This is a genomic window from Streptomyces sp. NPDC058880 (genome assembly GCF_042742535.1).
Taxonomy (GTDB): Bacteria; Actinomycetota; Actinomycetes; order Streptomycetales; family Streptomycetaceae; genus Streptomyces.
In genome coordinates, this window is sequence record NZ_JBHYMC010000016.1 from 84,294 (window position 1) to 107,961 (window position 23,668).

The following is a 23,668-nucleotide window of genomic DNA, read 5'->3' on the forward strand; positions in this document are numbered from 1 at the left end:
GGGGTCCCCGGCCGGTACGGCCGGGGACCCCGGCACGAGGGTGCCGGCTCAGCGGCGGCCGAGCAGCCGCCGCCACCAGCTCACGCCACGGCGCCTGCGGCCGTCTGCGACCGGGGGCGGGGGCGCCGTCGGCTGCGGCGGGACCACCGGGTGGACGGGGTGCCCGGCCGACTGCTCCACCGGAAGCTGCGGGGCCGGGGCGGGGGCCGGGGCGGAGCGCGGTGCGAACCGCACGGGCAGCGACAGCAGGTGACGGGACATCAGAGTGCCCCGCCACTGGAGCTCGCTCGGGTCGACCGCCAGCTGGAGGTCGGGCAGCCGGTCCAGCAGGACCTCGATGCCGGTGTCCGCGATGGCACGCCCGATGTCCTGGCCGGGGCATTCGTGCGGGCCGCTGCTGAAGGCCAGGTGGGAGCGATTGCCGTGGACGGACACCGAGGGGTCGGGCCGGATCTGGGGGTCGGCGTTGCCCGCCGCGAGGGCGAGCAGGAGCATGTCCCCGGCCTTGATCTGCCGGCCGCCGAGCACGGTGTCCCCGGTGGCCCAGCGCCCGATGATCGTGTTGATCGGCGGGTCGTCCCAGAGGACCTGCTCCAATGCGTCCGGCAGGGTCATGTGACCGCCGGAGAGGCTGGCCCGGAAGCGCGGGTCGGTCAGGACGGTGCGCAGCGTGTTGGCGATCAGGTTGGCGGTGGTCTCGTAGGCCGCGATCAGCACGACGCGCAGGTGCATGAGGACTTCGGTGTCGGTCAGCTCCGCGGGGTGCTCGATCAGCCAGGAGGCGAGGTCGCGGGCCGGCTTGGCCTTGCGCTCGACGACCAGGTTCTCCAGCGTGGTCGTGACGTAGCGGTCGCTCTGGAGGGCCGTTTCCGTCCCCTGGAGCATGTCGCGCGCCGCGTTGACCAGCAGCGGCCCGTGTTCGTCGGGGGCCCCGATGAGCTGGGTCATGACCAGCATGGGGAGCTGGTCGGAGAAGGCGGACACCAGGTCGGCGTACCCTTGGGCCGCGATCTGGTCGACGAGTTGGTTGGCGAACCGCGTCACGTAGCGGCGGATGCCGCGCTTGTCGAAGCGCTCCAGGGACTCCACGACGGCCGCGCGCAGCCGCTCGTGGACGGGGCCGTCGGTGAAGTTGCACACGGGTACCCACGTGACCATGGGGCCGAGCGGTGTGTCGGCCGGCACCCGGCCCTCTCTCATGTCGCGCCAGCCGCGGGGATCGCGGGCGAACCGCGACGAGGTGCGGGCGACGTCCAGGTTCTCCCGGTGACCGAGGACCAGCCACGCCGGCAGGTCCCCGCTCACGAGCACCGGGGCCACCGGGCCGTACTCGGCCCGCAGCTTCTCGTACAGGGCGAAGGGGTCCGCCTGCGCTTCCGCCCCGTGCAGGCGGTACAGGCCGCCCGGGGCCGCCGCGGCGTGGGCGGGGCACCCGGGCGGTGGGGTGGGGGTGGTGCTCACATTGCCTCCTGGGTGGCTGCCTGGGAGTGCAGGTAGCGCATGAGGGTCAGCAGGACGTCGCGGGAGGAGTCCCGCCTTCTGGCGTCGCAGACGAGGATGGGGACGGCGGGGGGCAGGTCGAGGGCCTCGCGCAGCTCCTCCAGGGGATGGTCAGGTGCGCCGGGGAAGGAGTTGACGGCCACGACGAAGGGGACGCCGCGCTCCTCCAGGCGTCCGATGACGTCGAAGCTGATCTCCAGCCGACGGGTGTCGAGGAGCACGACGGCGCCGAGCGCGCCCTCGAAAAGCCCGCGCCACAGGAACCAGAAGCGCTCCTGGCCCGGTGTCCCGAACAGGTACAGCACGAGCTCGTCATTGATGCTGATGCGGCCGAAGTCCATGGCCACGGTCGTGGTGATCTTGTGGGAGACCCCCCAGGTGTCGTCGACGCCGACGCCTGCCCGGGTCATCGTCTCCTCGGTCGTCAGCGGTTTGATCTCGCTCACCGCACCGACCATCGTCGTCTTGCCCACGCCGAACCCGCCGACGACCACGACCTTCACGGCCGCCGCGGCCGTCTGCGGCAGTACGTCCGCCTCGCGCGGCCCGGAGGGCGGGTCAGAGCTTCTGAAGTCCATCGATCACTGCCTCGATCAGAGCAAGGTCGGGTAGCTGCGCGGCGGGGACGGGCGGGCGGACGTGCACGCGCTGGGCGGCCATCAGGTCTCCGACCAACACGGTGACGACGCTCACGGGCAGTCCCACGTACGCGGAGATCTCGGCCACCGACAGCGGTGACTGGCACATGCGCAGGATGGAGGCCTGCTCGGGCTGCATCTCGGGCCGGGGAGGTCCTTTCGCCACCACCAGGGTCACGAGGTCCAGGCGGACGGAGGTGGAGGGCCCACTGCGTCCGCCGGTGATCACGTAGAGCCGTTCGGGACTGCTGTCCTCCCAGCTCACGGGCGGCTCTTTCACGCGGGCTGCCCGTCGTGCCGCGGCGGGCTGCTCAGGTGGTCCCCCATTCGGGTCACCAGGTTGCGCATCTGCGCACCCATCAGGCCCGCGTCGACGCCCTCGTCGGCGAGGACCGCGAGGTAGGAGCCGTCTCCGGCGGCCATGAGGTAGAAGAAGCCTCCGTCCATCTCGATCACGACCAGCCGCATTCTGCCCTCGGAGCTGGGCAGTTCGGCGGCCACCGCTCCGGCGAGGCTCTGCAGGCCCGCGCACGCGGCCGCCAGGCGGTCGGCCGTGTCCGTCTCGGCTCCGTACTGCGCCACGCACAGCCCGTCCGCCGACAGCACGATCACGTGCCGCGTCTGCGGCACTCCGGCGGCCAGGTCCTTGAGCATCCAGTCCATGCTGCTTCGCTGAGTCATCACTGTTTACGCCCCTTTGGTCGCTGAACCCGACGCGTCCTGGCCGCCCGGCGGGTCCTCGCCGGGCTCACCCGACAGCCCGCTGTGGAACGCCTCCAGCCACATCCCCGGGCCGTTGTCGTGCGTCGGCTGCGGCCTCGCGGCCGGCCGGACGTCGGAGGTGGTGACACGGTCCTTCCGGCGCCGTTGCGGCAGACCGGTCGCCGTGCGTTCGGTGGTCGGCCCGCCGTCGGCGGGCATCGGGCCGGACAGGGGTCCGGGTGCCGGAGCGGGCCGGGGCACGGACGGGCCGGCCGACGGTGCGTCGACGGGGTGCTCACGCGGTATGGCGGACACCGCCCTGGGACCCGAGGAGGAGCCGATGCCGTGGGCGAGACCGGTCGCCGCGGACGCCGTGGTGATCAGGTGCTGCGGCACGATGACCACCGCGCGGACACCGCCGTACGCGGAGGAGCGCAGGGAGACCTGGAACCCGTACGCCTGCGCCAGCCGGCCGACTACCGCCAGGCCCAGCCTCGGCGTCTCGCCCAGGTCGTTGAGGTCGATGCCGGACTGCGCCTGCGCGAGCATCTTCTCGGCCCGCGCACGGGCCTCCTCGCTCATGCTCAGGCCGCCGTCCTCGATCTCCACGGCGATGCCCGACTGCACCTCGACGGCGGTCAGGTGGACCCGGGTGTGCGGCGGGGAGTAGCGGGTGGCGTTGTCCAGCAGTTCGGCGAGGGTGTGGATGAGCGGCTCGACGACCGGGCCGAGGACGGCGACCTCGGTGACCGAGTGGAGCTCGACCCGCTGATAGTCGATGATCCGTGACATCGCGCCGCGCATGACGCTGTAGAGGGTCACGGCCCTGCTCCACTGCCGGCCGGGGCGCGCGCCGCCGAGGACGGAGATGGAGTCGGCGAGCCGGCCGATCAGGGCGGTGCCGTGGTCCAGACGCAGGAGGTCGCCGAACACGTCCGGGTTGCGGCCGTGCCGGTCCTCCATCTCGCGCATCTCGTGGGCCTGCTGATGGACGATCGCCTGGACGCGGCGGGCGACGTTCACGAAGGCCCGCTGCGCCGAGTCGCGCAGGCTCTCCTCGTTGTCGACGGCGTCGATGACATGGGCCAGTACGGCTTGCAGGGCGGCCCTGAAGCGGGGGGTGAGCGCGGCGTCGCTGCCCCAGCGGTTACCGTTGCCGGCACGGCCGCCCAGGGAGGTGAGCACCTCCTCGGCCGCCTCGCCCCGGCGCAGCCGCTCGATGGCCTCGGGGAGCACCACCGCGGACAGGCGGGTCGCCTCGGTCTCCTGCCGGGACAGGGTGTGCTGGAGCGCGGCGATCTCGGCGGTTCGGGCAGCGAGCGCGCGGCCGCGCCGTAAGGCTTCGACGACGACAGCCGCGGTGCACAGGCCGCCCGCGGCGATCAGGATCGTGCCGACCGGTTCGGAGGAGGAAACAAGCGCCCCGACCAGGCAGACGGCGGCCAGGGACCCGATCACGGGCAGCGCCCGGCTTGCCCCCGCCTCCGGACGGGCTGTTTTGGGCGGAATGTCTCTATGCTCCATCGGCGTCCTTGAATTATCGGAAAAGGGTCACCTTCTGACCGGTCGGCGGGAGCATAACTACGCCCAACTGCCCGTACGCGCACTTTCGTTGGAGTTCATCGGACCGGAGGAACCGTTATGCGCCATCGACGGCGACGAATTCCGGCCCCCCTGATGGGCACCCCCGGACAGTCGGCGGCGTAACAGGAGGTCGAAGGCCCGCCGACGCCTCGGATGCATGAGCCTTCACCCCTCGGCACCCTCCGGCACCCGGCGCGCAGCGCGGCCACGAGGTGGCGCCGCGGACCCGAATGCGCTAGGGGCCTGTCCGGCGGATCGCGGCCAGGGGCCGACCCGGCTCCGCAGGACAGGCCCCGAGCGACACCGACGGGGTCACCGTTTCGAGCGGTCAGGCACCGGGCCGTACCGCGCCGCCGCCGGGGGCGGCGAGGCCGGTGATCAGGACGTCGAGGGCGAGGTCGGTCGCCTCGGACAGCGGGGTGCCCTCCAGGAGGGAGCCGACCGCCAGGGCCGCGAGGCCGTGGACGGTGGAGAAGGCGACCTGGGCGAGACGGTCCGGCTCCCCGGCCCGCACGACGCCCTCCCGCTGCGCGAGGGCGACGAGCCCGGCGGCGATGTCCAGGCTCTGATGTCCGAGCTCGCGCAGTTCGGCGCTGGAGTCGTCGGCATGCTTGACCGTGAACATCAGGCTCAGCAGCGGGGCGTTCGCCACGGCGAAGGCGATGTAGGCGCGCCCCATGCCCGCGAGCCGGGCGGTGACGGGGCCGGGTGCCTCGACGGCGGCCCGCAGGTCGTCGTTGAGGCGGGTGAAGCCGCCCACGGCGAGCGCGTCGAGCAGCGCCTGCCGGTCGCGGAAGTGACGCCCCGGCGCCGCGTGGCTGACGCCGAGGTCCCGGGCGAGGGCGCGCAGGGACAGGCTGTCCGCCCCCGACGCCGCGAGGACCGCCTCCGCGCGCGCCAGCAGCGCTTCCCGGAGGTTGCCGTGGTGGTAGGGCGGATCGGTGTCGGCCAAAGCGGCCTCCCCTCGCTCGATGTTGTCATTGACAACAATGTTTACTCTGTCTACATTCACGGTATCGCCCATCAACCTGACCACAGGAACGGAACGCCAACCGTGTCTATGACATACCGCGGAACCACAGCCCTGATCACCGGGGCCAGCGCCGGCCTCGGCGTCGAGTTCGCCGAGCAGTGGGCCGCGCGCGGAGCGGACGTCGTGCTCGTCGCCCGCCGCGCCGACCGGCTGGAGCAGATCGCGGCGGACCTCCGGAGCCGGCACGGGGTGCGGGCCCGCGCGGTCGCCGCCGACCTCGCCCGGCCGGGCGCCGCGGCCGGGCTGCACGCGGAGCTCGACGCACTCGGGCTGCGCGTCCAGACACTGGTCAACAACGCGGGGTTCGGCAGCCACGGGTCGTTCGCCGACCAAGACCCCGCGCGGATCAGCGAGATGATCCAGCTCAACGTAACGGCGCTGACAGAGCTGACCAGGCAGTTCCTGCCGGACCTGGCGGCCGACGGCCGGGGCGCCCTCGTCACCGTCGCCAGCTCGGCCGCGTACCAGCCGACCCCTGCGATGGCGGTGTACGGGGCCACCAAGGCATTCGTCCTGAACTTCACCGAGGCCGTCGCCTACGAGACGCGCTCCTCCTCGCTGCGGGTCCTCGCCGTATCGCCCGGCCCGGTCAGCACCGAGTTCTTCGACGTCGTCGGCAGCCGGGACGCCGCCGTCGGGCGGATGGCCACCCCCGAGCAGGTCGTCACGGCGACCCGCCGGGCGCTGGAACGCGACAGGACACCGCCCAGCATCGTCGTCGGCCTCCGCAACCGGCTCTCGGCGACGGCGTCCACGCTGGCTCCGCGCCGCCTGGCCCTGACGGTGGCGGGCCGGGTCCTCAAGGCCTGACCCGCCCGGCTCGTCCGGGCAGGCCTGCTGCCGCACACTGGGATCCGGAGACCCCGACGGCGGGGTGCCCGGATCCCGGCGGGTGCGGGGAGGTTCGACATGGTCATCAGTCACCACATCGCCGATGGAACGCTGCGGGTACGGATCCTGCACGAGCTGCACGTCACCGACCGGGCCGCGGCAGCCCTGCAGATCGAGTCCCTCGTGCACACGCACCGCCCGACTCGGGTCACCGTCGAACTGCCCAGCCGGTCCCCCTCCCCCATGACCCTCAGCGCGCTGGCCCGCGCCCGGCGGATGTGCCAGAGCCTGCACATCCCCCTCACCGCGACGGGACCCGGCGAGCAAGCTCCCCTGCCCCTCTTCGGCCGCGAGGCCGGCGCGGACGGGCCCCGGCCGATGGAGCACGGCGCGCGCCACGACCACTGAGGCCCGCTGACCGGCCGGCCGCACACGGGATCAGCCGAGGGGCTCCAGCGTCATGAAGGCCTCCCGCGGATCGGCCTCGTGCACGAGCGACTCGTGGGCGCCCACGTCGTCGAAGGCGAAGCCGTACGCCCTGCCGTCGGCCATCTGCGCGTGGATGAGGCGGGAGTAGTGGTTGGTGACGGCGTCGCGGTAGAAGCCGGATCCGTTCACGTCGGGCTGGTTCGGGTTGGTCAGGAGCGTCGAACGGTTGAAGCCCGCGCACAGGGTGCGCGAGATCGGGCCGCGTACGGTGTCGTTGGGGGCGTCGAGGAGCTTGTAGCAGCCGAAGACACTGTCGGAGTCGGGCTTGCGGAAGCTGGTGACCACCGCTCCCGAACCGTTGGTGACGTTCATGACGCCGCCCGAGACCCGGCCGTAGTAGGTGGTGCCCGGTTCGTTCGCGAACGGCTTCACGGTGAGCGTGGTGGAGCTGTACTTGCTCCAGACGCGGTCGATGTAGTCGTTCATCACTCCAGCCGGGATTCCACCCGCCTCGATGCCGTGGCCGGGCGCCAGCGCCCGCAGCGGGGTGCCGTCGGCGCGGCTCTGGATCAGGCCGCCCCAGCCGGCCGCACGCAGCCCGCCGAAGACGGCGTCGTAGCCCCCGGCCTTGAGGCGGCCGGTGGTCTTCACCGTGCCGTCGGCGGCCTTGGCGCCCACCGCGTAAGGGGCGGAGAACATGTCGACCTGGGTGCTGTTGATCCACAGGCCGGCGTCGTTGAGCGTGTACTCGGACCAGTTGAACAGGATGTCGTGGTTGGGGTCGGCGGGGTTCTGGACGGCCGGCTGCACCAGACCGCCGGTGGTGAGCCGGAAGACGAGCTTGCGTCCGACGGAGAAGTAGACGCGTCCGGAGAACTTGGGCATGCGGATCGTCCTGGTCTGTCCGTCGGCCGGACCCGCGATCGACGCGTCGGGGGCGGGGGTGGGCGGGTTTCCGCCCGCGGGCCAGGGGTGGAAGGTTCCGTCGGCGTCGGCCCAGCCCTGCCGGCCCGTCGCGAGCTGTGTGCCCAGGTTGTAGATGTAGACGGGCTCGCCGCGTCCCGAGGTGTTCTTGACAGTGAGCGGGATGGTGGCCGGAACGGCCCCGGCGGACGGCGGCGGGCCGAAGAACAGCACACCGGCGCCGACGGACAGGGCCGCGACGCCGAACGCCAGCACTCTCGACAAGCGCAACACTCTCTCTCCTCCTTGTGTGTGGGGGGGACCTGCCGACGGAGAGGTGTGGGCAGGGGGTGCGTTCATTGAAGCCTGAGAGCGCTCTCAGCGTCCGATCGTGTTCGACTTCTGTCAATGTGCTTGACACCGGCGCCCGGTCAGAAGGCGTACCGGATCCGCAGCCACGGGGCGTGTGCCGCGACGAGGTCGCGCATCGCCAGGACGGCCCCGGCCTTGACGCCGCTGCGGTAGCGGACGTTCCAGCTGCCGTTCTCCGAGCGCTTCGGCTCCTGGAGACGCGGCTGCCACAGGACGTCCTCCGCGCGGGGGTGCCAGCCCAGGTTGAGCTCGTGCAGGTCCTTGTTGTGCGTCAGCATGATGACCTCGGCGGCCGCCTGTGCCTTCACCCGCGCGGGCAGCACATCGTCCATGTGCCGCAGCAGCAGGGACCAGTCCCGTTCCCAGCCGGGCCGCAGCACGACCGGCGAGAGGTTGAAGTGGACCTCGTAGCCCGCGTCCAGGAAGTCCGAGGCGGCGGCGATGCGGCTCTCCACCGGGCTGGTACGGATGTCCAGCAGCCGGGAATCGCTCTGCGGCATGAGGGAGAAGCGCACGCGGGTCCGGCCGCGGGGCTCCAGGCGGAGCAGGTCCGGGTTGACGAACTTGGTGGCGAAGGACGCCTTGGCGGCGGGCCATCCCGCGAAGGCGTGCACCAGGTCGGCCACGTTGTCGCTGATCAACGCATCGACGGAGCAGTCGCTGTTCTCGCCGATGTCGTAGACCCAGGCGGTCGGATCGCACTGGTTGGGCTCGGGTTTGGGGCCGAGGCGCACCAGGTGCCGGGAGAGGTGGGCGATGATGCGCTCGATGTTGGTGAAGACGGTGACCGGGTTGGCGTAGCCCTTGCGGCGCGGCACGTAGCAGTAGGCGCAGGCCATGGCGCAGCCGTTGGCCGGACCGGGGGCGATCCAGTCCGCGGAGCGGCCGTTGGGGCGGGTGGTGAGCGTCTTCTTCTCTCCCAGGACCAGGGTCTCGGTCTTGATGCGGACCCAGCGGTCGACGTTCCCCTCGTTCCCGTGGAGGTCGGGGATCCGCCAGTGTGAGTCGACGGGGACGATCTCGGCGTCCGGGTACCGGGCGAGGACCTGCCTGCCGCGTGGCGAGGCGGCGGCCGCGGGCTCGGCGAAGACGGCCCGTACGGACAGCAGCCGGCGGGCGGTGGGGCTGTCGCGGAACAGCGGACCGGCGTCCGCCGGCGCGCGGGAAGCCCGCCCCGGGTCGATGTCCTCCAGGCCGAACAGGGCGTCTGCGCTGTCGTCCGGTCGGCCCGCGGACGGCTGGGCTCGCATGTCGGTCTCCTGCGGATCGCGGAGGGTCCACTGTAGGGCAGTCGGCGGGGCGCCGGAGGAGGACTCCCGGCGGGCGGGCGCACAAGACGGCCGTCTTCGAGCGCGCCGCCGCCCGGCCCGGATATCGGGCTCGGCCGGCCTCCGGGCCGCTCACCGGCCCGGCCGACCCGCACACCCGGTGGAGCAAGGACTCTGCCTTAAGCTGCTGCCGTGCCCGGCAAACCGATGATCCGCCCCGGCGGCCGCAGCGCCCGCGTCCAGGAGGCGGTCCACACGGCGGTGCGCGCACTCCAGGCGGAGGCGCGCCGGACCGAGTTGACCATTCCGCTGATCGCGGCGCGCGCCGGTGTCACCCCGTCGACGGTGTACCGGCGCTGGGGCGGCCTCCAGGAGCTGCTGTCGGACGTCGCCGTGGAGAAGCTGCGGCCGGACGCACCGCCGCGGGACCACGGCAGCCTGGCCGCGGACCTGCGGCACTGGGCCGAGCAGTTCATCGAGGAGATGGCCTCGCCAGTCGGCCGCGCCTACCTCCGCGACGCCCTGCTCGGGGCCCCCGACGGCGCCAACGCCGCGCGGTGCTCGCAGTACGCGGCGGAGCAGATCGAGGTCGTGCTCGCCCGGGCCGCGGTGCGCGGCGAGGACGCCCCCGGGGTGGAGCTGGTCCTCGACCGGGTCGTGGCGCCCATGATGTACCGCATCCTCTTCCGCTCGGGGAACCCCGCGGAGCGCGTGGATCCCACAGATCCTCCGGGTCTCACCGCCGCGTACGCGCGCACGCTCGTGCGGGACCTCCTGGACGGCTTCGACGCCCCCCGCCGGGCCGCCGCGCCGTCCCGTACCGCCGCCCGCTCGGCACGTCAGGACGCGGCGTCCGCCGGCCGGCCGGGAACGGGTTCGAGCCGGTAGGCGCCCCCGTCGATGACCACGCGGCCGGCGGTGGGCGGGGGGAAGTGCGTACCGAGGAGGAGTGCGTCCGTGTCGGCGAGCGAGGCGAGCAGCGAGCGGCGCGTCGCCTCGGCCAGCTCCGGGTCGATGTCGACACAGCTGCCGATCTCCGGCCGCGCCAGCTGCACGGGGTGGTGGATGCAGTCCCCGGTGATCAGGGCCGTGGCGTCACCACTGGTCACCCGTACGGCCACGTGGCCGGGCGTGTGGCCCGGAGCCGGCACCAGCTCCAGGCCGGCGGCGACGGTGACGCCGCCGGCGGGCACGTCCACCGCTTCCAGCAGCCCCGCGGCGTCGACCGGGTGTACGGAGTCGCGGAACATCGCCGCCCGCGCCTCGTCCATGTCGCGGGCCGCCCAGAAGTCGTATTCGGCCTTCGAGGTGAGGTAGCGGGCGCGGGGGAAGGTCGGGACCCAGCCGCCGTCGACCTCGCGCGTGTTCCAGCCGACGTGGTCGGTGTGCAGGTGGGTCAGCAGGACCAGGTCGACGGACTCCGGCGGGAACCCCGCCCGCGCGAGGCGTTCGAGGTAGTCGGTGCGCAGGTCGTGCCAGGCCGGGTTGGCCCGCGTCTTGCCGTTGCCGATACCGGTGTCGACGAGGACGCGCAGCCCGTCCACGACCATCGCGAAGCTGTGGCTGTCCAGCCGCAGGACACCGTCCCGGCTCGCGAAGTCGGGCCGCAGCCAGTCCCGTTCGGAGACGACGCCGGCAGTGGCGGCCGGCAGGAGCCACGGGCCGGTCTGCGGCGGCAGGGGGATCTCGTCGATGCGTCGGACGACGACGGAGCCGACCGTCCAGGACGGTGCGACGGCGGGCGGTGCTGGGTGCACGGGGGAAGCCTTCCTTGTCGTCCACGGAGGGCAAGCGCCCCCTAAAAGCAATTGATTTGCTTTTAGGGACGATAGGCTCTGCCGCCGACCCACGCAAACCACCGGCTCGCGGCCGCGGCGCACGTCCATCACCCCCCGCTCCGGGACCCGTTCACGACGGACGTCCGTGCGCACCCCCCTCGTCCTGCGGAGCCGAGGTGCCCCGCCGGCGGGGGCGGAGCTCAGCCCGCGCCCCCCGGGGCGCCACCGCCTCCGGCGGACCGCTGCGGGCCGCGCGCTTCGTGCGCCCGGGCGCCCTCGCGGGAGTGCAGGGCGTCCAGCAGGGCCAGTTCGGCCGTCGACAGGCGCAGGGCGCCGGCGGCCACATTGGCCGCGAGGTGCTCCGGGTCGCCCGTGCCGGGGATCGCCAGGACGTGCGGTCCCCGCTGCAGCGTCCAGGCCAGCCTGACCTGAGCGGTGCTCGCCCGGTGCGCCGACGCGACCTCGCGCACCTCGGCGCTGTCCTCCCCCGACGCGCCGGCCTCCCGTCCGCCGCCGGCGATCGAGTAGAACGGCACGAAAGCGATGCCCTGTTCACCACAGGAGCGCAGGAACGCGTCCTGTCCGGGCTGTACCCCCAGGCCGTACATGTTCTGCACGCACACCACCGGTGCGATGGCCAGTGCCTCGGCCAGGTGGTGGGGCCGTACGTTGGACAGCCCCAGGTGCCGGACGAGACCGGCCTGCCGCAGCTCCGCCAGCACTCCGAAGCGTTCGGCGATCGAATCGGCGCCGACGATCCGCAGGTTCACCACGTCCAGGTGGTCGCGGCCGAGCTGCCGGAGGTTCTCCTCCACCTGACCGCGCAACTGTTCCGGCCGGGCGTGGGGCGTCCATTCGCCCGAGGGATCACGGCCGGGCCCCACCTTGGTGGCGATCACCAGGTCCTCGGGATACGGGGCCAGGGCGCGGTTGATCAGCTCGTTGGCGGAGCGCAGCGGGGAGAAGTAGAACGCCGCGGTGTCGATGTGGTTCACGCCGAGGTCCACCGCGCGGCGCAGGACGTCCACGGCCTGGCCGCGGTCGCGCGGGACGGCGTCTTTGACGAGGGCCTCGCCGCTCTGGGCCAGGCGCATCGCGCCGAAACCGATCCGGTGGACCGTGCGGTCGCCGAGCTTCCAGGTGCCTGCCGCTGTGATCGTCTGTGAGGTCATGCACCGGATGATCGTCGGCGGGTAGGCTGCCTGCCCATCAGTTCGGACATGTGTGAATCCTCGGGGTGGCGGTGCGGGCTGAACTGGCGTTCTCGGTGGGCGACCTGGCGCGGATGAGGTTCGCCGTCTCACCCATGTGGGAGGTCGGGCCCAGCATGCGCCTGCTCCGGTCGGGGCACGAGCACGCCGTGCACCGGGCCTGGACCGCGCAGGTGCGGCCACGGCTGGCGGCCGCGGGGCTCGACCGGGGCCGGCTCGCCGAGCTGGTACCACGCTCGGGGTACGTCCCCGACTTCCTCAATCCCGCGCCCACCGGGCCGTCCCCCACGCTGGAGGAGGAACTCGCGGCGATCCGGACCACGCCCGCCGACCGGGTACGCGGGGAGCTCGACCGGCTGTGGGGCGAGCAGGGCCGTAGCGGCCCCGGGCTCCGCGGCCTGTACGACGACGTGCCGCGCCTTCTGGAGCGGGTCGCGGAGGAGATCGAGGCCTACTGGGCCGTCGCTCTGGCGCCCTACTGGGTGCGGATCCGGGCGGTGCTCGACGCCGACGTCTTCCACCGGGCCCGGCAGGTGGCCGAGCACGGCGCGGGGCGCCTCCTGAGCGAGCTCCACTCCTCGGTGAGCTGGGACGACAGTGCCCTCCGGCTGGCCGGCCGGCGCGCGCCACTGTCCCGGCAGCAGGCCGGCGCCGGCTTACTGCTGATCCCGTCGGTGTTCACCGGGCCGGTCCCGTTCACCCGCCTGGCGCCGCCGGACCCACCGCAACTGGCCTATCCGGCCCGCGGGATCGGCTCCCTGTGGGAGCCCCGTACGGCCGCCCGGGACGGCGTCCTGGCCGCCGTACTCGGCCGCTCGCGGTCCCTGCTGCTGGCCGAGTTGGACTCGCCCGCCACCACGACCGAACTCGCCGGCCGTACCGGGTTGTCGGCGGCGGGAGTGTCCCAGTGCCTCACCGCGCTCCGCGACGCCGGCCTGGTCAGTGCCCACCGGACCGGCCGCTTCGTGCTGTACGCCCGTACGTCCGTGGCCGAGGCACTGCTGACCGGCGGGGCCCCCTGACAGCGCCCCGTGCGCGGCGCGCGCCCGGGGCGGCCCCGCCGCCGGTCCGGATCGGCCGGCATGGGCGGGCTCCTGCTTGACCGATGAACCTGCGGCAACGTACCTTCGACCGCACCCCGCTCGTGAGCTGCTGGAAGGAGGCGAAACCGGATGTCGACCGTCTCCGCGCTGATTCGCCTCGCACACCAGATCGCCTGGGCTCCGGGTCGTGTAGCACACGGCTGCTGAGCAGCCCCCTCGCCGGCGTGCCGATTGCGGCCCCGGCGTCTTCTCATCTATGTCACCCCTTACGGCACGCCGTCGCGTGCCGACCCGTCGCGCTGCGGTACCGCGGTGTGCCCGGCTGCGACCACGGAAGAGAAAGCACCTGACATGGCGACTTGGACAGTCCGATCGACCGTGCGCCGGAATGAGGCCGCGCGATGGTAGCGGCGCGCATCACCGTCAACGGGAAAGAAACCCCGATTTCACCGGCCCCACCCCACACCACGGCGCTCGACTTCCTTCGCGAGCGGGGCCTGACCGGTACCAAGGAGGGCTGCGCCGAGGGCGAATGCGGCGCCTGTTCCGTCCTGGTGGCCCGTCCGGGGGTGGACAAGCCCACCGACTGGGTGGCGGTCAACGCCTGCCTGGTCCCGGTCGCGGCGCTCGACGGCCAGGAGGTCGTCACCTCCGAGGGCCTCGCCGCCGCCGACACGTCCGGAGCCCCGGCCGTACTGCACCCCGTACAGCAGGAGATGGCCGTCCGCGGTGGCTCCCAATGCGGTTACTGCACACCGGGGTTCGTCTGCAGCATGGCCTCCGAGTACTACCGGCCCGGCCGCTGCGCGCACGCCGGGTCGGCCGACGGCACCGGCTCCGAGCACGGCCCGAACGGCTTTGATCTACACGCGCTGAGCGGCAACCTGTGCCGCTGCACCGGCTACCGCCCGATCCGCGACGCCGCGTTCGCCGTCGGCATGCCCGCCGAGGACGACCCCCTGGCGCAGCGCCGCGAGCAGGCGCCGCCGGAGCCGGCCGCCACCGCCTACACGCAGGGCGACAGCACGTTCCTGCGGCCGGAGACCTTGGCCGACGCGCTGCGGATGCTGCGGGAACGGCCGGACGCGGTGGTCGTCTCCGGCAGCACCGACTGGGGTGTCGAGGTCAACATCCTCTCCCGCCGGGCCCCATGCGTGGTCGCGGTCGACCGGCTGCCCGAGCTGCGCGCGCTGCACGTCGGATCCGACCACATCGAGATCGGTGCCGCCCAGACCCTCACGGAGATCGAGCGCCGGCTCGACGGCAGCGTCCCGCTGCTGGCGGAGCTGTTCCCGCAGTTCGCCTCCCGCCTGATCCGCAACAGCGCCACCCTCGGCGGCAATCTGGGTACCGGATCCCCCATCGGCGACAGTCCGCCCGTACTCCTCGCGCTGGATGCCTCGTTGGTGCTCTCCGGCGCCGACGGCGAGCGCGAGGTCCCCCTCCGCGACTACTTCACCGGCTACCGGCAGAGCGTGCGCCGTCCCGGTGAGCTGATCCGTGCGGTGCGCGTTCCGCTGCCGCTGCCGCCCGTCACCGCCTTCCACAAGATCGCGAAGCGGCGCTTCGACGACATCTCCAGCGTGGCCGTCGCCTTCGCCCTCGACATCGAGGACGGGATGGTCCGCACGGCACGGATCGGCCTGGGCGGTGTGGCCGCCACCCCCATCCGCGCCCTCGCCACCGAGGCCGCCCTGGAGGGCGAGCCCTGGACGGCAGGGACCGTCGAGGCCGCGGCCCGGGTGCTGCGGGAAGAGGGCACGCCGATGGACGACCATCGGGCCAGCGCCGGGTACCGCTCCGCGATGCTCGGGCAGAGCCTGCTGAAGCTGTACGCGCGAACCACCGAGGCGGTGTCGTCATGAGCCAACTGTCCGAACGCCCCGAGGGGCCCGTCGTCGGCCTTCCGCTGCCGCACGAGAGCGCCGGTCTGCACGTCACCGGCGCCGCTCTCTACACCGACGACCTGGTTCACCGCACCAAGGACGTCCTGCACGCCTATCCGGTCCAGGTGATGCGGGCCCACGGCACGATCACCGCGCTGCGCACCGGACCCGCGCTCGCCGTGCCCGGCGTGGTCCGCGTACTGACCGGAGCGGACGTGCCCGGCGTCAACGACGCCGGGATGAAGCATGACGAACCGCTGTTCCCCGACACGGTCATGTTCCACGGCCACGCCGTCGCCTGGGTGCTCGCGGAGAGCCTGGAAGCGGCGCGGCTGGGTGCGGCGGCCGTCGAGGTGGACCTCGACGAGCATCCCTCCGTGATCACGTTGCGGGAGGCGATGGAGGCCGGGAGCTTCCACGGCGCCCGGCCTCTGATGGAGACCGGAGACGTCGACGCCGGCTTCGGCGACTCCGCGCACGTGTTCACCGGCGAGTTCCAGTTCTCCGACCAGGAGCACTTCTACCTCGAGACGCACGCGGCGCTGGCCCACGTCGACGAGAACGGGCAGATGTTCGTCCAGAGCAGCACCCAGCACCCCTCGGAGACACAGGAGATCGTCGCGCACGTCCTCGGCCTGCACAGCCACGAGGTGACCGTGCAGTGCCTGCGCATGGGCGGCGGCTTCGGCGGCAAGGAGATGCAGCCCCACGGGTTCGCGGCCGTCGCCGCGCTGGGTGCCAGGCTCACCGGCCGGCCGGTCCGGGTACGGCTCAACCGCACCCAGGACCTCACCATGTCCGGCAAGCGCCACGGCTTCCACGCCGCGTGGAAGATCGGCTTCGACACCGAGGGCCGCATCCAGGCCCTGGAGGCGACCCTGACCGCGGACGGCGGCTGGAGCCTGGACCTGTCGGAGCCGGTCGTGGCCCGCGCCCTGTGCCACATCGACAACACCTACTGGATCCCCAACGCACGGGTCACCGGCCGTATCGCCAGGACCAACAAGGTCTCCAACACCGCCTTCCGCGGCTTCGGCGGACCGCAGGGCATGCGGGTGATCGAGGACATCATGGGCCGGTGCGCGCCGCTGCTCGGCCTGGACCCCATGGAACTGCGCGAACGCAACTTCTACCGGCCGGGCCACGCGACGCCATACGGACAGCGGGTCCTGCACCCCGAACGGATCTCCACCGTCTGGCACCAGGTCCGGGGCGACGCCCGGATCACCGAACGCCAGGCCGGGATCGCGGCCTTCAACGCCGCTCACCCGCACACCAAGCGGGCGCTCGCGGTCACCGGGATCAAGTTCGGGATCTCCTTCAACCTCACCGCCTTCAACCAGGCCGGCGCGCTGGTGCTGGTCTACAAGGACGGCTCGGTCCTGATCAACCACGGCGGCACCGAGATGGGACAGGGCCTGCACACCAAGATGCTGCAGGTGGCGGCGACCACGCTGGGCATCCCGCTGCACAAGGTGCGGCTGGCCCCCACCCGCACGGACAAGGTGCCCAACACCTCCGCCACCGCGGCCAGCGCCGGGGCGGACCTCAACGGCGCCGCGGTGAAGAACGCCTGCGAGCAGATCCGCGAGCGGCTGCTCCAGGTCGCCGGTACCCGGCTGGGTGCGAACGCCTCGGACGTGCGCATCGTCGACGGCGTCGCGCGCGTCCTGGGCGGCGACGCGGAACTGGACTGGGACGACCTGGTACGCACCGCCTACTTCCAGCGCGTCCAGCTGTCGGCGGCAGGCTTCTACCGAACCGAGGGCCTGCACTGGGACGCCAAGGCGTTCCGGGGCTCACCCTTCAAGTACTTCTCCTACGGCGCCGCCGCGGCCGAGGTGGAGGTGGACGGGTTCACCGGCGCCTACCGGATCCGGCGGGTGGACATCGTCCACGATGTCGGCGACAGCCTCTCCCCCCTGATCGACGTCGGTCAGGTCGAGGGCGGCTTCGTACAGGGCGCGGGCTGGCTGACGCTGGAGGACCTGCGATGGGACGCCGGGGACGGTCCGCACCGCGGGCGGCTGCTGACCCGGGCGGCCAGCACCTACAAGCTGCCGAGCTTCTCGGAGATGCCCGAGGAGTTCAACGTCAGGCTGCTGGAGAACGCCACGGAGGAGGGCGCGGTCTACGGGTCGAAGGCGGTGGGCGAACCCCCGCTGATGCTGGCCTTCTCGGTGCGGGAGGCACTGCGGCAGGCCGCTGCGGCCTTCGGGCCCGCCGGGGTCAGCGTGGAACTCGCCTCTCCGGCGACGCCCGAGGCGGTGTACTGGGCGGTCGAGTCGGCCCGCCGGGGCGGCACACCGTACGGCGGGCCGGCACCCGACGCCCGCCCGCTCGCCGTCGGGGCGGGTGCGCCGAGCGATGCCTGACACGGGCTGGGTGGCCGCGGTCGCGCGGTTGCGGGCACGCCGGGAGCCCGGCGTGCTGGTGACCGTCGCGGCGGTGCGCGGCCACGCCCCGCGCCGGGCCGGTGCCAAGCTCGTCGTGGGACGCACCGAGACCTGGGGGTCGATCGGCGGCGGCAACATCGAGGCCGTCGCCATCGACCGGGCACGCGAGCTGACCGGTGCGGCCCGCCCCGAGCCGGAGATCCTGGAGTTCGCCCTCAACGACAAGGTCACCGGCCCGCACGGGGTGCAGTGCTGCGGCGGCTCCGTCACGGTGCTGCTCGAACCGCTGCCGGTGGTCGAGGCGGTGGCGGTCTTCGGCGTCGGGCACGTCGGGCTGGAGCTGGCGCGCATCCTGGCCCGCCACGACCTCGATCTGCACCTGGTCGACACCCGCCCGGACATGCTGTCCGGCGAGCGGCTCGGGGTGCTCGCGGACGCGGTGGCGCAGATCCGGGTGCACCACACGCCGCTGCTCCCGGAGGAGGTCCTCGCCGAGCTGCCGCCCGGTGCGCACGTGCTGATCATGACGCACGACCACGCCGAGGACGCCGCGCTGTGCGACGCCGCACTGCGCACCGCCGGCCTCGGCTCGATCGGTCTGATCGGCTCCTCGGCGAAGTGGGCGCGGTTCCGGCAGCGCCTGGCCACCGAGGGCGGTCACGCCCCGGATGCCATCGACCGGATCAAGACCCCGATCGGGATCCCCGGGATCGGCGGGAAGGAGCCCGCCACGATCGCGGTGAGCGTGGCGGCGGACCTGCTCCGCAGCTTCGAACAGGACAGCGGCATCTGAACGTCCTGGGCCGCTACAGTTTCACCGCATCTCAGCTGGTCGACGGCCTGCGCCCGCTGCGCGACCCGGATGCCGTCGGCCTCGATGACGATGACGATGACGATGACGATGACGACGGCAACGACGAGCGAGGTGGATAGGGACCGCTCCGTCCGCCTCCTCGATGTGCTACTCGGCAGACACGGAAGTCGGGGCAGCCCAGAATGCGCACGAACTTGGTGGAGTCCAGCGGGTAGGGGATGGTTTTCCCGAGGTCGTGGAACCCGATGCGTCGGTAAAAGGCCATGGCGCGGTGATTGTCCTCGCGTACCCCCAGGGTGAGCCAGGTGTAATCGGTGTGCTCGCGTGCGAAGTCGATTGCCGCTTCCATCAGCGCCCGCGCCGGACCGTCCGGACCGCGGTGCGCCGGGGCGACATAGACGGCGTGCACGTGTGCGGTGTCGGGGATGCCGTCCAGGGGTGCGACCCCGGCGGTTCCGGCCCAGGAGCCGGTCTCGTCGATGGCCACGAACAGTGCGTCGTCGGCCGCCGCCGCGGCCCTTTCTGTCTGCTTCCGCCACGTGCGGTCGGAGAGCGCGACAGCGTCGGCGTGACGGACGCCGAAGGCGTCGGGCGAGTTCAGCAGGGACTCAAGTCGTATCGCTCGCAGCTCGCGCCACTCCTCCGCCGCGATCCGGCGTATGACGTACTTCATGGTTCTCGCTCTGTTCGGGGCGGTCAGGGGCGGCGTGCGGGCACGATGTCCTTCGTCATGAGCGTGTTGCCGGACCAGCAGAGCCGGTAGAGGTCCACTTCGCCCAACAGATCGCGGCCCGAACGGTAGAACTCGCAATATGTGCCGGGCGGTCGGGATGCGGAACGGGCCTGGTCGGACGGGTAGGGATAGGCGCGGGCCGGCAGGAGAGCGGCGAGTTCGACGCGAGGCCGGCCGGTGGTCAACTCCTCGTACCGGGAGGGCGGCAGCACGCTCGTGGTCAGTTGCCAGGCCAGGTAGAAGGCGGATGGTACGAAGAAGACGGCTGCGACGACAGGTGCCACGAGGGCGACGGCGGAGCGGCGACGGGCGTCGCTCCGTACGGAGGCGAGCCGCTTGGCGGACTCCGGTACGACGGTGCCCGGTGCTGCGTCTGTCTCCGGGTCCAGGTGGGGAGCGGATTCGGACGTCGACGCGGGCCCTCGGTTCCCGACCGGCGTTCCATCCGCCGATCCTGGTTCTGGCGCCGGCGTCCCGCGACGGGCGGTGGCAGTGGCCTGATGCGGGAGGACAGCGGTGACGTGGAACCCGCCTTCGCCGGGCCCGGCGCGCATCGAGCCGCCGAGGACCGTCACCCGCTCCCGAAGCCCCGTCAGCCCCCGGCCGCCGACGCCGCTTGCCAAGCTCTCACGTGCGTGTGACGGTCCGCCAGCCGACGGAGCGGCGTTCACGACGCTCACGACGGTACGGTCGGGCTCATGGGTGATCCGCACCCTGATCGAACAGTCCGGCGCATGTTTCACCGCGTTGGTGAGGGCCTCCCGCACCACCCGGTGCATCCCGCGTTCGACGAGAGGGGACATCTCGGGCACCGCCCCGCGCCGCTCCCATTGCACTGGCACCCCGGAAGCGGCCGCCCGTGAGAGGAGATCCTCGACGGTGCCGTTGACGGGCAGCACCGCATCCTTGTCCGTGCCGGGCGGGTCGTGCAGGACGGCGACGGTCTCCCGCAGTTGCTCCACCGCATCCGCGATCGTCCTGCGCAGCTCGGCGAGGTCGGCGCGGTCGCGGTTGGTGAGGTCGGGCGAGAGTTCCAGGGCCCCGGCCCGCAGGGCGACCAGGCTCAGGGCGTGGCCGAGGGAATCGTGCATGTCGGCCGCGATATCCGCGCGCTCTGTCAGCCGCGCCCGCTCCGCAACCAGATGCTGGCGCTCTTCCAGGCTCCGGGCCAGCCGCCAGCCCTCCCTCACGAGATCCCGCCGGCCACGCCAATGCCGTCCAACCAGCCAGGGCAGCAAAAGGGCTGCGGGGAGCACGGTCATCGCGTAGAGCCACCATACGGGAGGCGTTCGCAGCACCGCGCATGTCGCGAGATCGACCGCTGCGCACCCGGCGAGCACCAGGAGCGGGCGCCATGCCGCGGCGACCCGGGCACCCAGCAGACAGCTCACGGCGACCAACGACAGGACGTGGGCGTTGCCGGGAGTCGCGGAGTCGGACAGGCCCAACACGCACAGCCCGTTGACCAGCACAACGGCGGCCGCCGGCTGGCGGCGGGACCACGGCACCGCCACCACCAGCACGGCCAAGGGGAGGAACAGATCCAGAACCAGGGAGGCCGAACCCGCGTCCCAGAACCCGAAGCCGGTGGCGGCTGCGAGCACACCCCACAGAGCCACGTCGGCGAACACGGGCCTGGCTGAGGTGATACGCGTGTGCAGCATGGCGCGTCGGCCGTCCTTCCGCTGGATGTCCTCACCGGTCAGGGGCGATTCTGTGGGACGAACCCGGACGCCCGACGCGGGGGGGGTACACGGTGAGGGCGTTCGGCCGGTTGCGCCGCTGTTCAGGCGTCACGCCGTCGCAGCACGAAGAGACCGGCCCCCTGCGCGATGACTGCCCACACCAGCAGGATCAGCAAGCTCACGACATCCGGGAACGGGGCTTTGCCATCACCCAGCATGAAATAGCCACCCACGGTTTGCGGCATGTACTTGTTGATGGCCAGCAGCACCGGGCCCCCCAGTCCGACCAGCATGCTGGGCAGCGCGGAGACCACGAAGAAAATCATGGCCACGGAGCCCGCCGCCGTCCGCAAGGCGAACGACACCCCCACCGTCATCACACAGACGAGGGCGGAATAGACGCCCATGGCAACGGTTTGGTACACCACCTTTGACAGCGCGAAGCTGGCGTGACCCCGGAAGGGCCCCCAGGCCAGGGCGATGCCCAGCACAGCCCATCCCACTGCGGTGACGAAGCCCACCAAGGCGCTCAGGAGCGCCTTGGCCAGCTGCACGCGGGGCCTGACCGGCACCCACAGCAGCGAGGTGCGCATGCTGCTCGTGGAGTACTCGCTCGTCACCATCGTCATCGCAAGAATCACCAGGGCGAACTGGGTGAGGATGACCGAGGACACCGAGGCGTTGCCGACCGGCTGGATCGGCTTGTCGTTGATCCGAGCGATCGACCCGTAGTAAAAAGTGAAGATCGCAGTCACGATCAGGCCAACCAGCAGGCAGACGTACGGCGTGCGGATGGTCCACAGTTTGGTCCACTCCGAGGTGAACGCGCCAACGAATCCGCCACCGGTGTGGCCGGAGACCATGCGCCCACGGCGGCCGTCTCTCACGTCAGCCGACATGGTGCTCATGCTCCCGCTCCCTGCGTCTCCTTGGAATTCGTGCCACCGAACACAGGGGCGCCCGTTGCGTACTCCACGCTCTGCGCGGTCAGTTCCATATAGACCTGTTCCAGCGAAGCGGAGACGGTCCGCAGTTCGTGCAGCCGCAGCCCCAGCCGGTAGGCCAAGTCGCCTATCTGCTCGACACTACGGCCCTTCACGACAAGCTCGTCGGCCGCGGGCGACTCCACGTTCACGTCGCCGTCCTTCCGGAGATGGTCGATCAGCGTGCGCAGGTGTGCCACGTCCGGGGTGCGCATCCGCACCGACGACAGCGAGCTGCTGGCCAACAGGTTGGCCATCGGCGTGTCGGCCAGAAGCTTGCCCCGTCCGATAATGACCAGCTGGTCGGCGGTCAGCTGCATCTCACTCATCAGGTGACTGGACAGGAAGACCGTCCGGCCCTCTGCGGCCAGGGACCGCACGAGTTCACGCACCCAGCGGACACCGTCGGGGTCGAGGCCGTTGACCGGCTCGTCGAAGATGAGTACCTGTGGATCGCCGAGCAGCGCGCCCGCCACGCCCAGCCGCTGGTACATACCGAGGGAGAACGCCCCAGCGGAGCGCCGCGCAACCTTCGCCAGGCCGACCGTCTCCAGCACCTCGTCCACCCGGCGCAGCGGAATGCCGTTGCTACGCGCCTGCGCCACCAGGTGGCTGCGTGCGGAACGGGCCGGGTGCAGCGCCTTGGCATCCAGAAGCGCGCCGACCTCGCGGATCGGGTGGCGCATCGAGGAGTACGGCTTGCCATCGATGAGCGCCTCACCCCCGGACGGATGGTCAAGGCCGAGAATCATGCGCATCGTGGTCGACTTTCCGGCACCGTTGGGCCCCAGAAAGCCAGTCACTTGCCCACTCTTGATGTCAAGACTCAGACCGTCCACGGCGATGGTCTCGCCGTAACGCTTGGTCAGTCCTCGAAGGGTGATCACGAAACTCCTTCGTGTCGGTCGCCGAACGCGGAAGCCGACGGCGGCGCGCACCGACCGACGCATGGTGCGCAGCCCTGGGCGGCCACCGCGCTTCCTGTACGAGAGCGACGCTAGAAGCCCGCGGCGCCGGCGCCCATGGGTCGAACGACAGCAGCGTCCTGCCGTTCGTCAGGGGTGTGCCCGGACTCGGGACTGAATCTGTGGAGCCCGCCCTTCGCACGGCTGTGCGTCGGCCGTAGGCTCGCCGCGTGGAAAAGACAACACCGGGCAGTCGGCCGGTCCGGGTCCTGGTGGCCGACGACGAGGCGACGGTCCGGGCGGGGGTGCTGGCCATCCTCGCCCGGGACGAGCACGTTGAGGTGGTCGCCGAGGCAAGCGACGGGCATGAGGCCCTCGCGCTCAGCCGCCTGCACCGGCCGGACGTGGTCTTGCTGGACATCCAGATGCCTGGCCTGGACGGGCTGACGGCAGCGGCGCGGCTCCACCGGGAGTCGACAGCGATCGGTGTGATCATGTTGACGACCTTCGGCCAGGACGAGTACGTCACCCGGGCCCTGGAAGAGGGCGCCGACGGCTTCCTGCTGAAGGCGGACGACCCGAGAGAACTCCTCAACGGGGTAAGGGCGGTGGGAGCCGGCGGGGCCTACCTGTCCCCGCGGGTCGCTGGCCGGGTCATCGCCGGGCTGCGCGCCCACCGGGCTGCGCACCCTCACCGCTCACTGGAGCGGCTCACCGAACGGGAGCGCGAGGTGCTCGCCGGACTCGGGACGGGACTGTCCAACGCGGAGATCGCGAGTCGGCTGCACCTCGTCGAGGGCACGGTGAAAGCACACGTCAGCGCGGTATTTGCGAAGCTGGGCGCACGCAACCGAGTGGAGGCGGCCATCTCCGCGTACGAGGCAGGCCTGGTCCCGTCGGGCCCCCGCTGGCCAGGGGCCGGCAACCCCGGTACAGAGTGATCGTGTCCCATCAAGCAACGTTACCCCTGTCGA

22 protein-coding genes are annotated in these 23,668 nt (G+C 71.8%); 8 read left to right on the top strand and 14 right to left on the bottom strand.

Annotated features, from left to right (window positions below; translation table 11 throughout):
• Positions 1–48: 48 nt before the first annotated feature.
• From ACFW2G_RS12600 to ACFW2G_RS12625, 6 genes are all read right to left on the bottom strand, one after another.
• Complete coding sequence (locus tag ACFW2G_RS12600) at positions 49–1,461, bottom strand: cytochrome P450 (protein ID WP_384581665.1); 1,413 nt, start codon at positions 1,459–1,461, stop codon at positions 49–51.
• Positions 1,458–2,078 carry an ATP/GTP-binding protein gene (locus ACFW2G_RS12605; RefSeq protein WP_384454699.1) on the bottom strand — a complete coding sequence of 207 codons (621 nt, stop codon included), beginning with the start codon at positions 2,076–2,078 and terminating at the stop codon, positions 1,458–1,460. Before ACFW2G_RS12605 ends, ACFW2G_RS12600 begins: the two co-directional genes overlap by 4 nt.
• A complete protein-coding gene (locus ACFW2G_RS12610) occupies positions 2,059–2,403 on the bottom strand; it encodes a DUF742 domain-containing protein (protein ID WP_384454702.1) in 345 nt (114 codons plus the stop codon). The genes ACFW2G_RS12605 and ACFW2G_RS12610 overlap by 20 nt, the downstream gene beginning before the upstream one ends.
• An 11-nt stretch (positions 2,404–2,414) precedes the next feature.
• Positions 2,415–2,819, bottom strand: a complete 405-nt coding sequence (locus tag ACFW2G_RS12615; protein WP_030031532.1) for a roadblock/LC7 domain-containing protein — start codon at positions 2,817–2,819, stop codon at positions 2,415–2,417.
• Between the two features lie 6 nt (positions 2,820–2,825).
• Positions 2,826–4,364, bottom strand: coding sequence for a sensor histidine kinase (locus tag ACFW2G_RS12620; RefSeq protein WP_384454706.1), 1,539 nt, complete (start codon positions 4,362–4,364; stop codon positions 2,826–2,828).
• A gap of 388 nt (positions 4,365–4,752) precedes the next feature.
• Positions 4,753–5,376, bottom strand: coding sequence for a TetR/AcrR family transcriptional regulator (locus ACFW2G_RS12625; RefSeq protein WP_384454709.1), 624 nt, complete (start codon positions 5,374–5,376; stop codon positions 4,753–4,755).
• Between the two features lie 102 nt (positions 5,377–5,478).
• On the opposite strand from ACFW2G_RS12625, the gene ACFW2G_RS12630 reads away from it, so the two are divergent.
• Both ACFW2G_RS12630 and ACFW2G_RS12635 read left to right on the top strand, forming a co-directional pair.
• On the top strand, positions 5,479–6,267 hold the full coding sequence (locus ACFW2G_RS12630; protein ID WP_201773395.1) for an SDR family oxidoreductase: 789 nt from the start codon (positions 5,479–5,481) through the stop codon (positions 6,265–6,267).
• Positions 6,268–6,366: 99 nt separating this feature from the next.
• Positions 6,367–6,696 (top strand): hypothetical protein, encoded by a 330-nt coding sequence (locus ACFW2G_RS12635; protein WP_384454714.1) that lies wholly within the window; start codon positions 6,367–6,369, stop codon positions 6,694–6,696.
• A gap of 30 nt (positions 6,697–6,726) precedes the next feature.
• Here the strand turns inward: ACFW2G_RS12635 and ACFW2G_RS12640 are convergent, their stop codons facing one another.
• Positions 6,727–7,914 carry a glycoside hydrolase family 64 protein gene (locus ACFW2G_RS12640; protein WP_384454717.1) on the bottom strand — a complete coding sequence of 396 codons (1,188 nt, stop codon included), beginning with the start codon at positions 7,912–7,914 and terminating at the stop codon, positions 6,727–6,729.
• Positions 7,915–8,051: 137 nt separating this feature from the next.
• A complete protein-coding gene (locus tag ACFW2G_RS12645) occupies positions 8,052–9,242 on the bottom strand; it encodes a spore photoproduct lyase family protein (RefSeq protein ID WP_384454720.1) in 1,191 nt (396 codons plus the stop codon).
• Positions 9,243–9,467: 225 nt separating this feature from the next.
• Between ACFW2G_RS12645 and ACFW2G_RS12650 the strand changes: the two genes are divergently transcribed.
• Positions 9,468–10,148: a TetR/AcrR family transcriptional regulator C-terminal ligand-binding domain-containing protein gene (locus tag ACFW2G_RS12650; protein WP_384454771.1), complete on the top strand. Its 681-nt coding sequence runs from the start codon at positions 9,468–9,470 to the stop codon at positions 10,146–10,148.
• Here ACFW2G_RS12650 and ACFW2G_RS12655 read toward each other — a convergent pair.
• Together ACFW2G_RS12655 and ACFW2G_RS12660 are read right to left on the bottom strand one after the other, a co-directional pair.
• Positions 10,100–11,017: an MBL fold metallo-hydrolase gene (locus ACFW2G_RS12655; RefSeq protein ID WP_384581663.1), complete on the bottom strand. Its 918-nt coding sequence runs from the start codon at positions 11,015–11,017 to the stop codon at positions 10,100–10,102. The two genes, ACFW2G_RS12650 and ACFW2G_RS12655, sit on opposite strands and share 49 nt — an antisense overlap.
• Before the next feature lie 221 nt (positions 11,018–11,238).
• The gene (locus ACFW2G_RS12660; protein WP_384581661.1) at positions 11,239–12,210 is read right to left on the bottom strand and encodes an oxidoreductase; all 972 of its coding nucleotides are present in this window, start codon (positions 12,208–12,210) and stop codon (positions 11,239–11,241) included.
• A 71-nt stretch (positions 12,211–12,281) separates the two neighbouring features.
• Here ACFW2G_RS12660 and ACFW2G_RS12665 point away from each other — a divergent pair, with 71 nt between their 5' ends.
• From ACFW2G_RS12665 to xdhC, 4 genes are all read left to right on the top strand, one after another.
• Positions 12,282–13,271 carry an ArsR family transcriptional regulator gene (locus tag ACFW2G_RS12665; RefSeq protein WP_384581659.1) on the top strand — a complete coding sequence of 330 codons (990 nt, stop codon included), beginning with the start codon at positions 12,282–12,284 and terminating at the stop codon, positions 13,269–13,271.
• A 422-nt stretch (positions 13,272–13,693) separates the two neighbouring features.
• Complete coding sequence (locus ACFW2G_RS12670) at positions 13,694–15,157, top strand: xanthine dehydrogenase small subunit (RefSeq protein WP_384581657.1); 1,464 nt, start codon at positions 13,694–13,696, stop codon at positions 15,155–15,157.
• Positions 15,154–17,553 (top strand): xanthine dehydrogenase molybdopterin binding subunit, encoded by a 2,400-nt coding sequence (gene xdhB, locus ACFW2G_RS12675; RefSeq protein WP_384581655.1) that lies wholly within the window; start codon positions 15,154–15,156, stop codon positions 17,551–17,553. The genes ACFW2G_RS12670 and xdhB overlap by 4 nt, the downstream gene beginning before the upstream one ends.
• Positions 17,546–18,367, top strand: a complete 822-nt coding sequence (gene xdhC / locus ACFW2G_RS12680) for a xanthine dehydrogenase accessory protein XdhC (RefSeq protein ID WP_384454738.1) — start codon at positions 17,546–17,548, stop codon at positions 18,365–18,367. The genes xdhB and xdhC overlap by 8 nt, the downstream gene beginning before the upstream one ends.
• Positions 18,368–18,398: 31 nt before the next feature.
• Here the strand turns inward: xdhC and ACFW2G_RS12685 are convergent, their stop codons facing one another.
• The 4 genes from ACFW2G_RS12685 to ACFW2G_RS12700 form a co-directional block, all read right to left on the bottom strand.
• Positions 18,399–19,061 carry a GNAT family N-acetyltransferase gene (locus ACFW2G_RS12685; RefSeq protein ID WP_384581653.1) on the bottom strand — a complete coding sequence of 221 codons (663 nt, stop codon included), beginning with the start codon at positions 19,059–19,061 and terminating at the stop codon, positions 18,399–18,401.
• Between the two features lie 23 nt (positions 19,062–19,084).
• Positions 19,085–20,785 (bottom strand): sensor histidine kinase, encoded by a 1,701-nt coding sequence (locus tag ACFW2G_RS12690; RefSeq protein WP_384581651.1) that lies wholly within the window; start codon positions 20,783–20,785, stop codon positions 19,085–19,087.
• 122 nt (positions 20,786–20,907) lie between these two features.
• Entirely contained in the window at positions 20,908–21,714 is an 807-nt protein-coding gene (locus ACFW2G_RS12695; protein ID WP_384581649.1) for an ABC transporter permease, read from the bottom strand.
• Positions 21,711–22,676, bottom strand: a complete 966-nt coding sequence (locus ACFW2G_RS12700) for an ABC transporter ATP-binding protein (protein WP_384581647.1) — start codon at positions 22,674–22,676, stop codon at positions 21,711–21,713. Before ACFW2G_RS12700 ends, ACFW2G_RS12695 begins: the two co-directional genes overlap by 4 nt.
• 248 nt (positions 22,677–22,924) lie before the next feature.
• On the opposite strand from ACFW2G_RS12700, the gene ACFW2G_RS12705 reads away from it, so the two are divergent.
• Positions 22,925–23,635 (top strand): response regulator, encoded by a 711-nt coding sequence (locus tag ACFW2G_RS12705; protein WP_384454752.1) that lies wholly within the window; start codon positions 22,925–22,927, stop codon positions 23,633–23,635.
• Positions 23,636–23,668 lie beyond the last annotated feature (33 nt).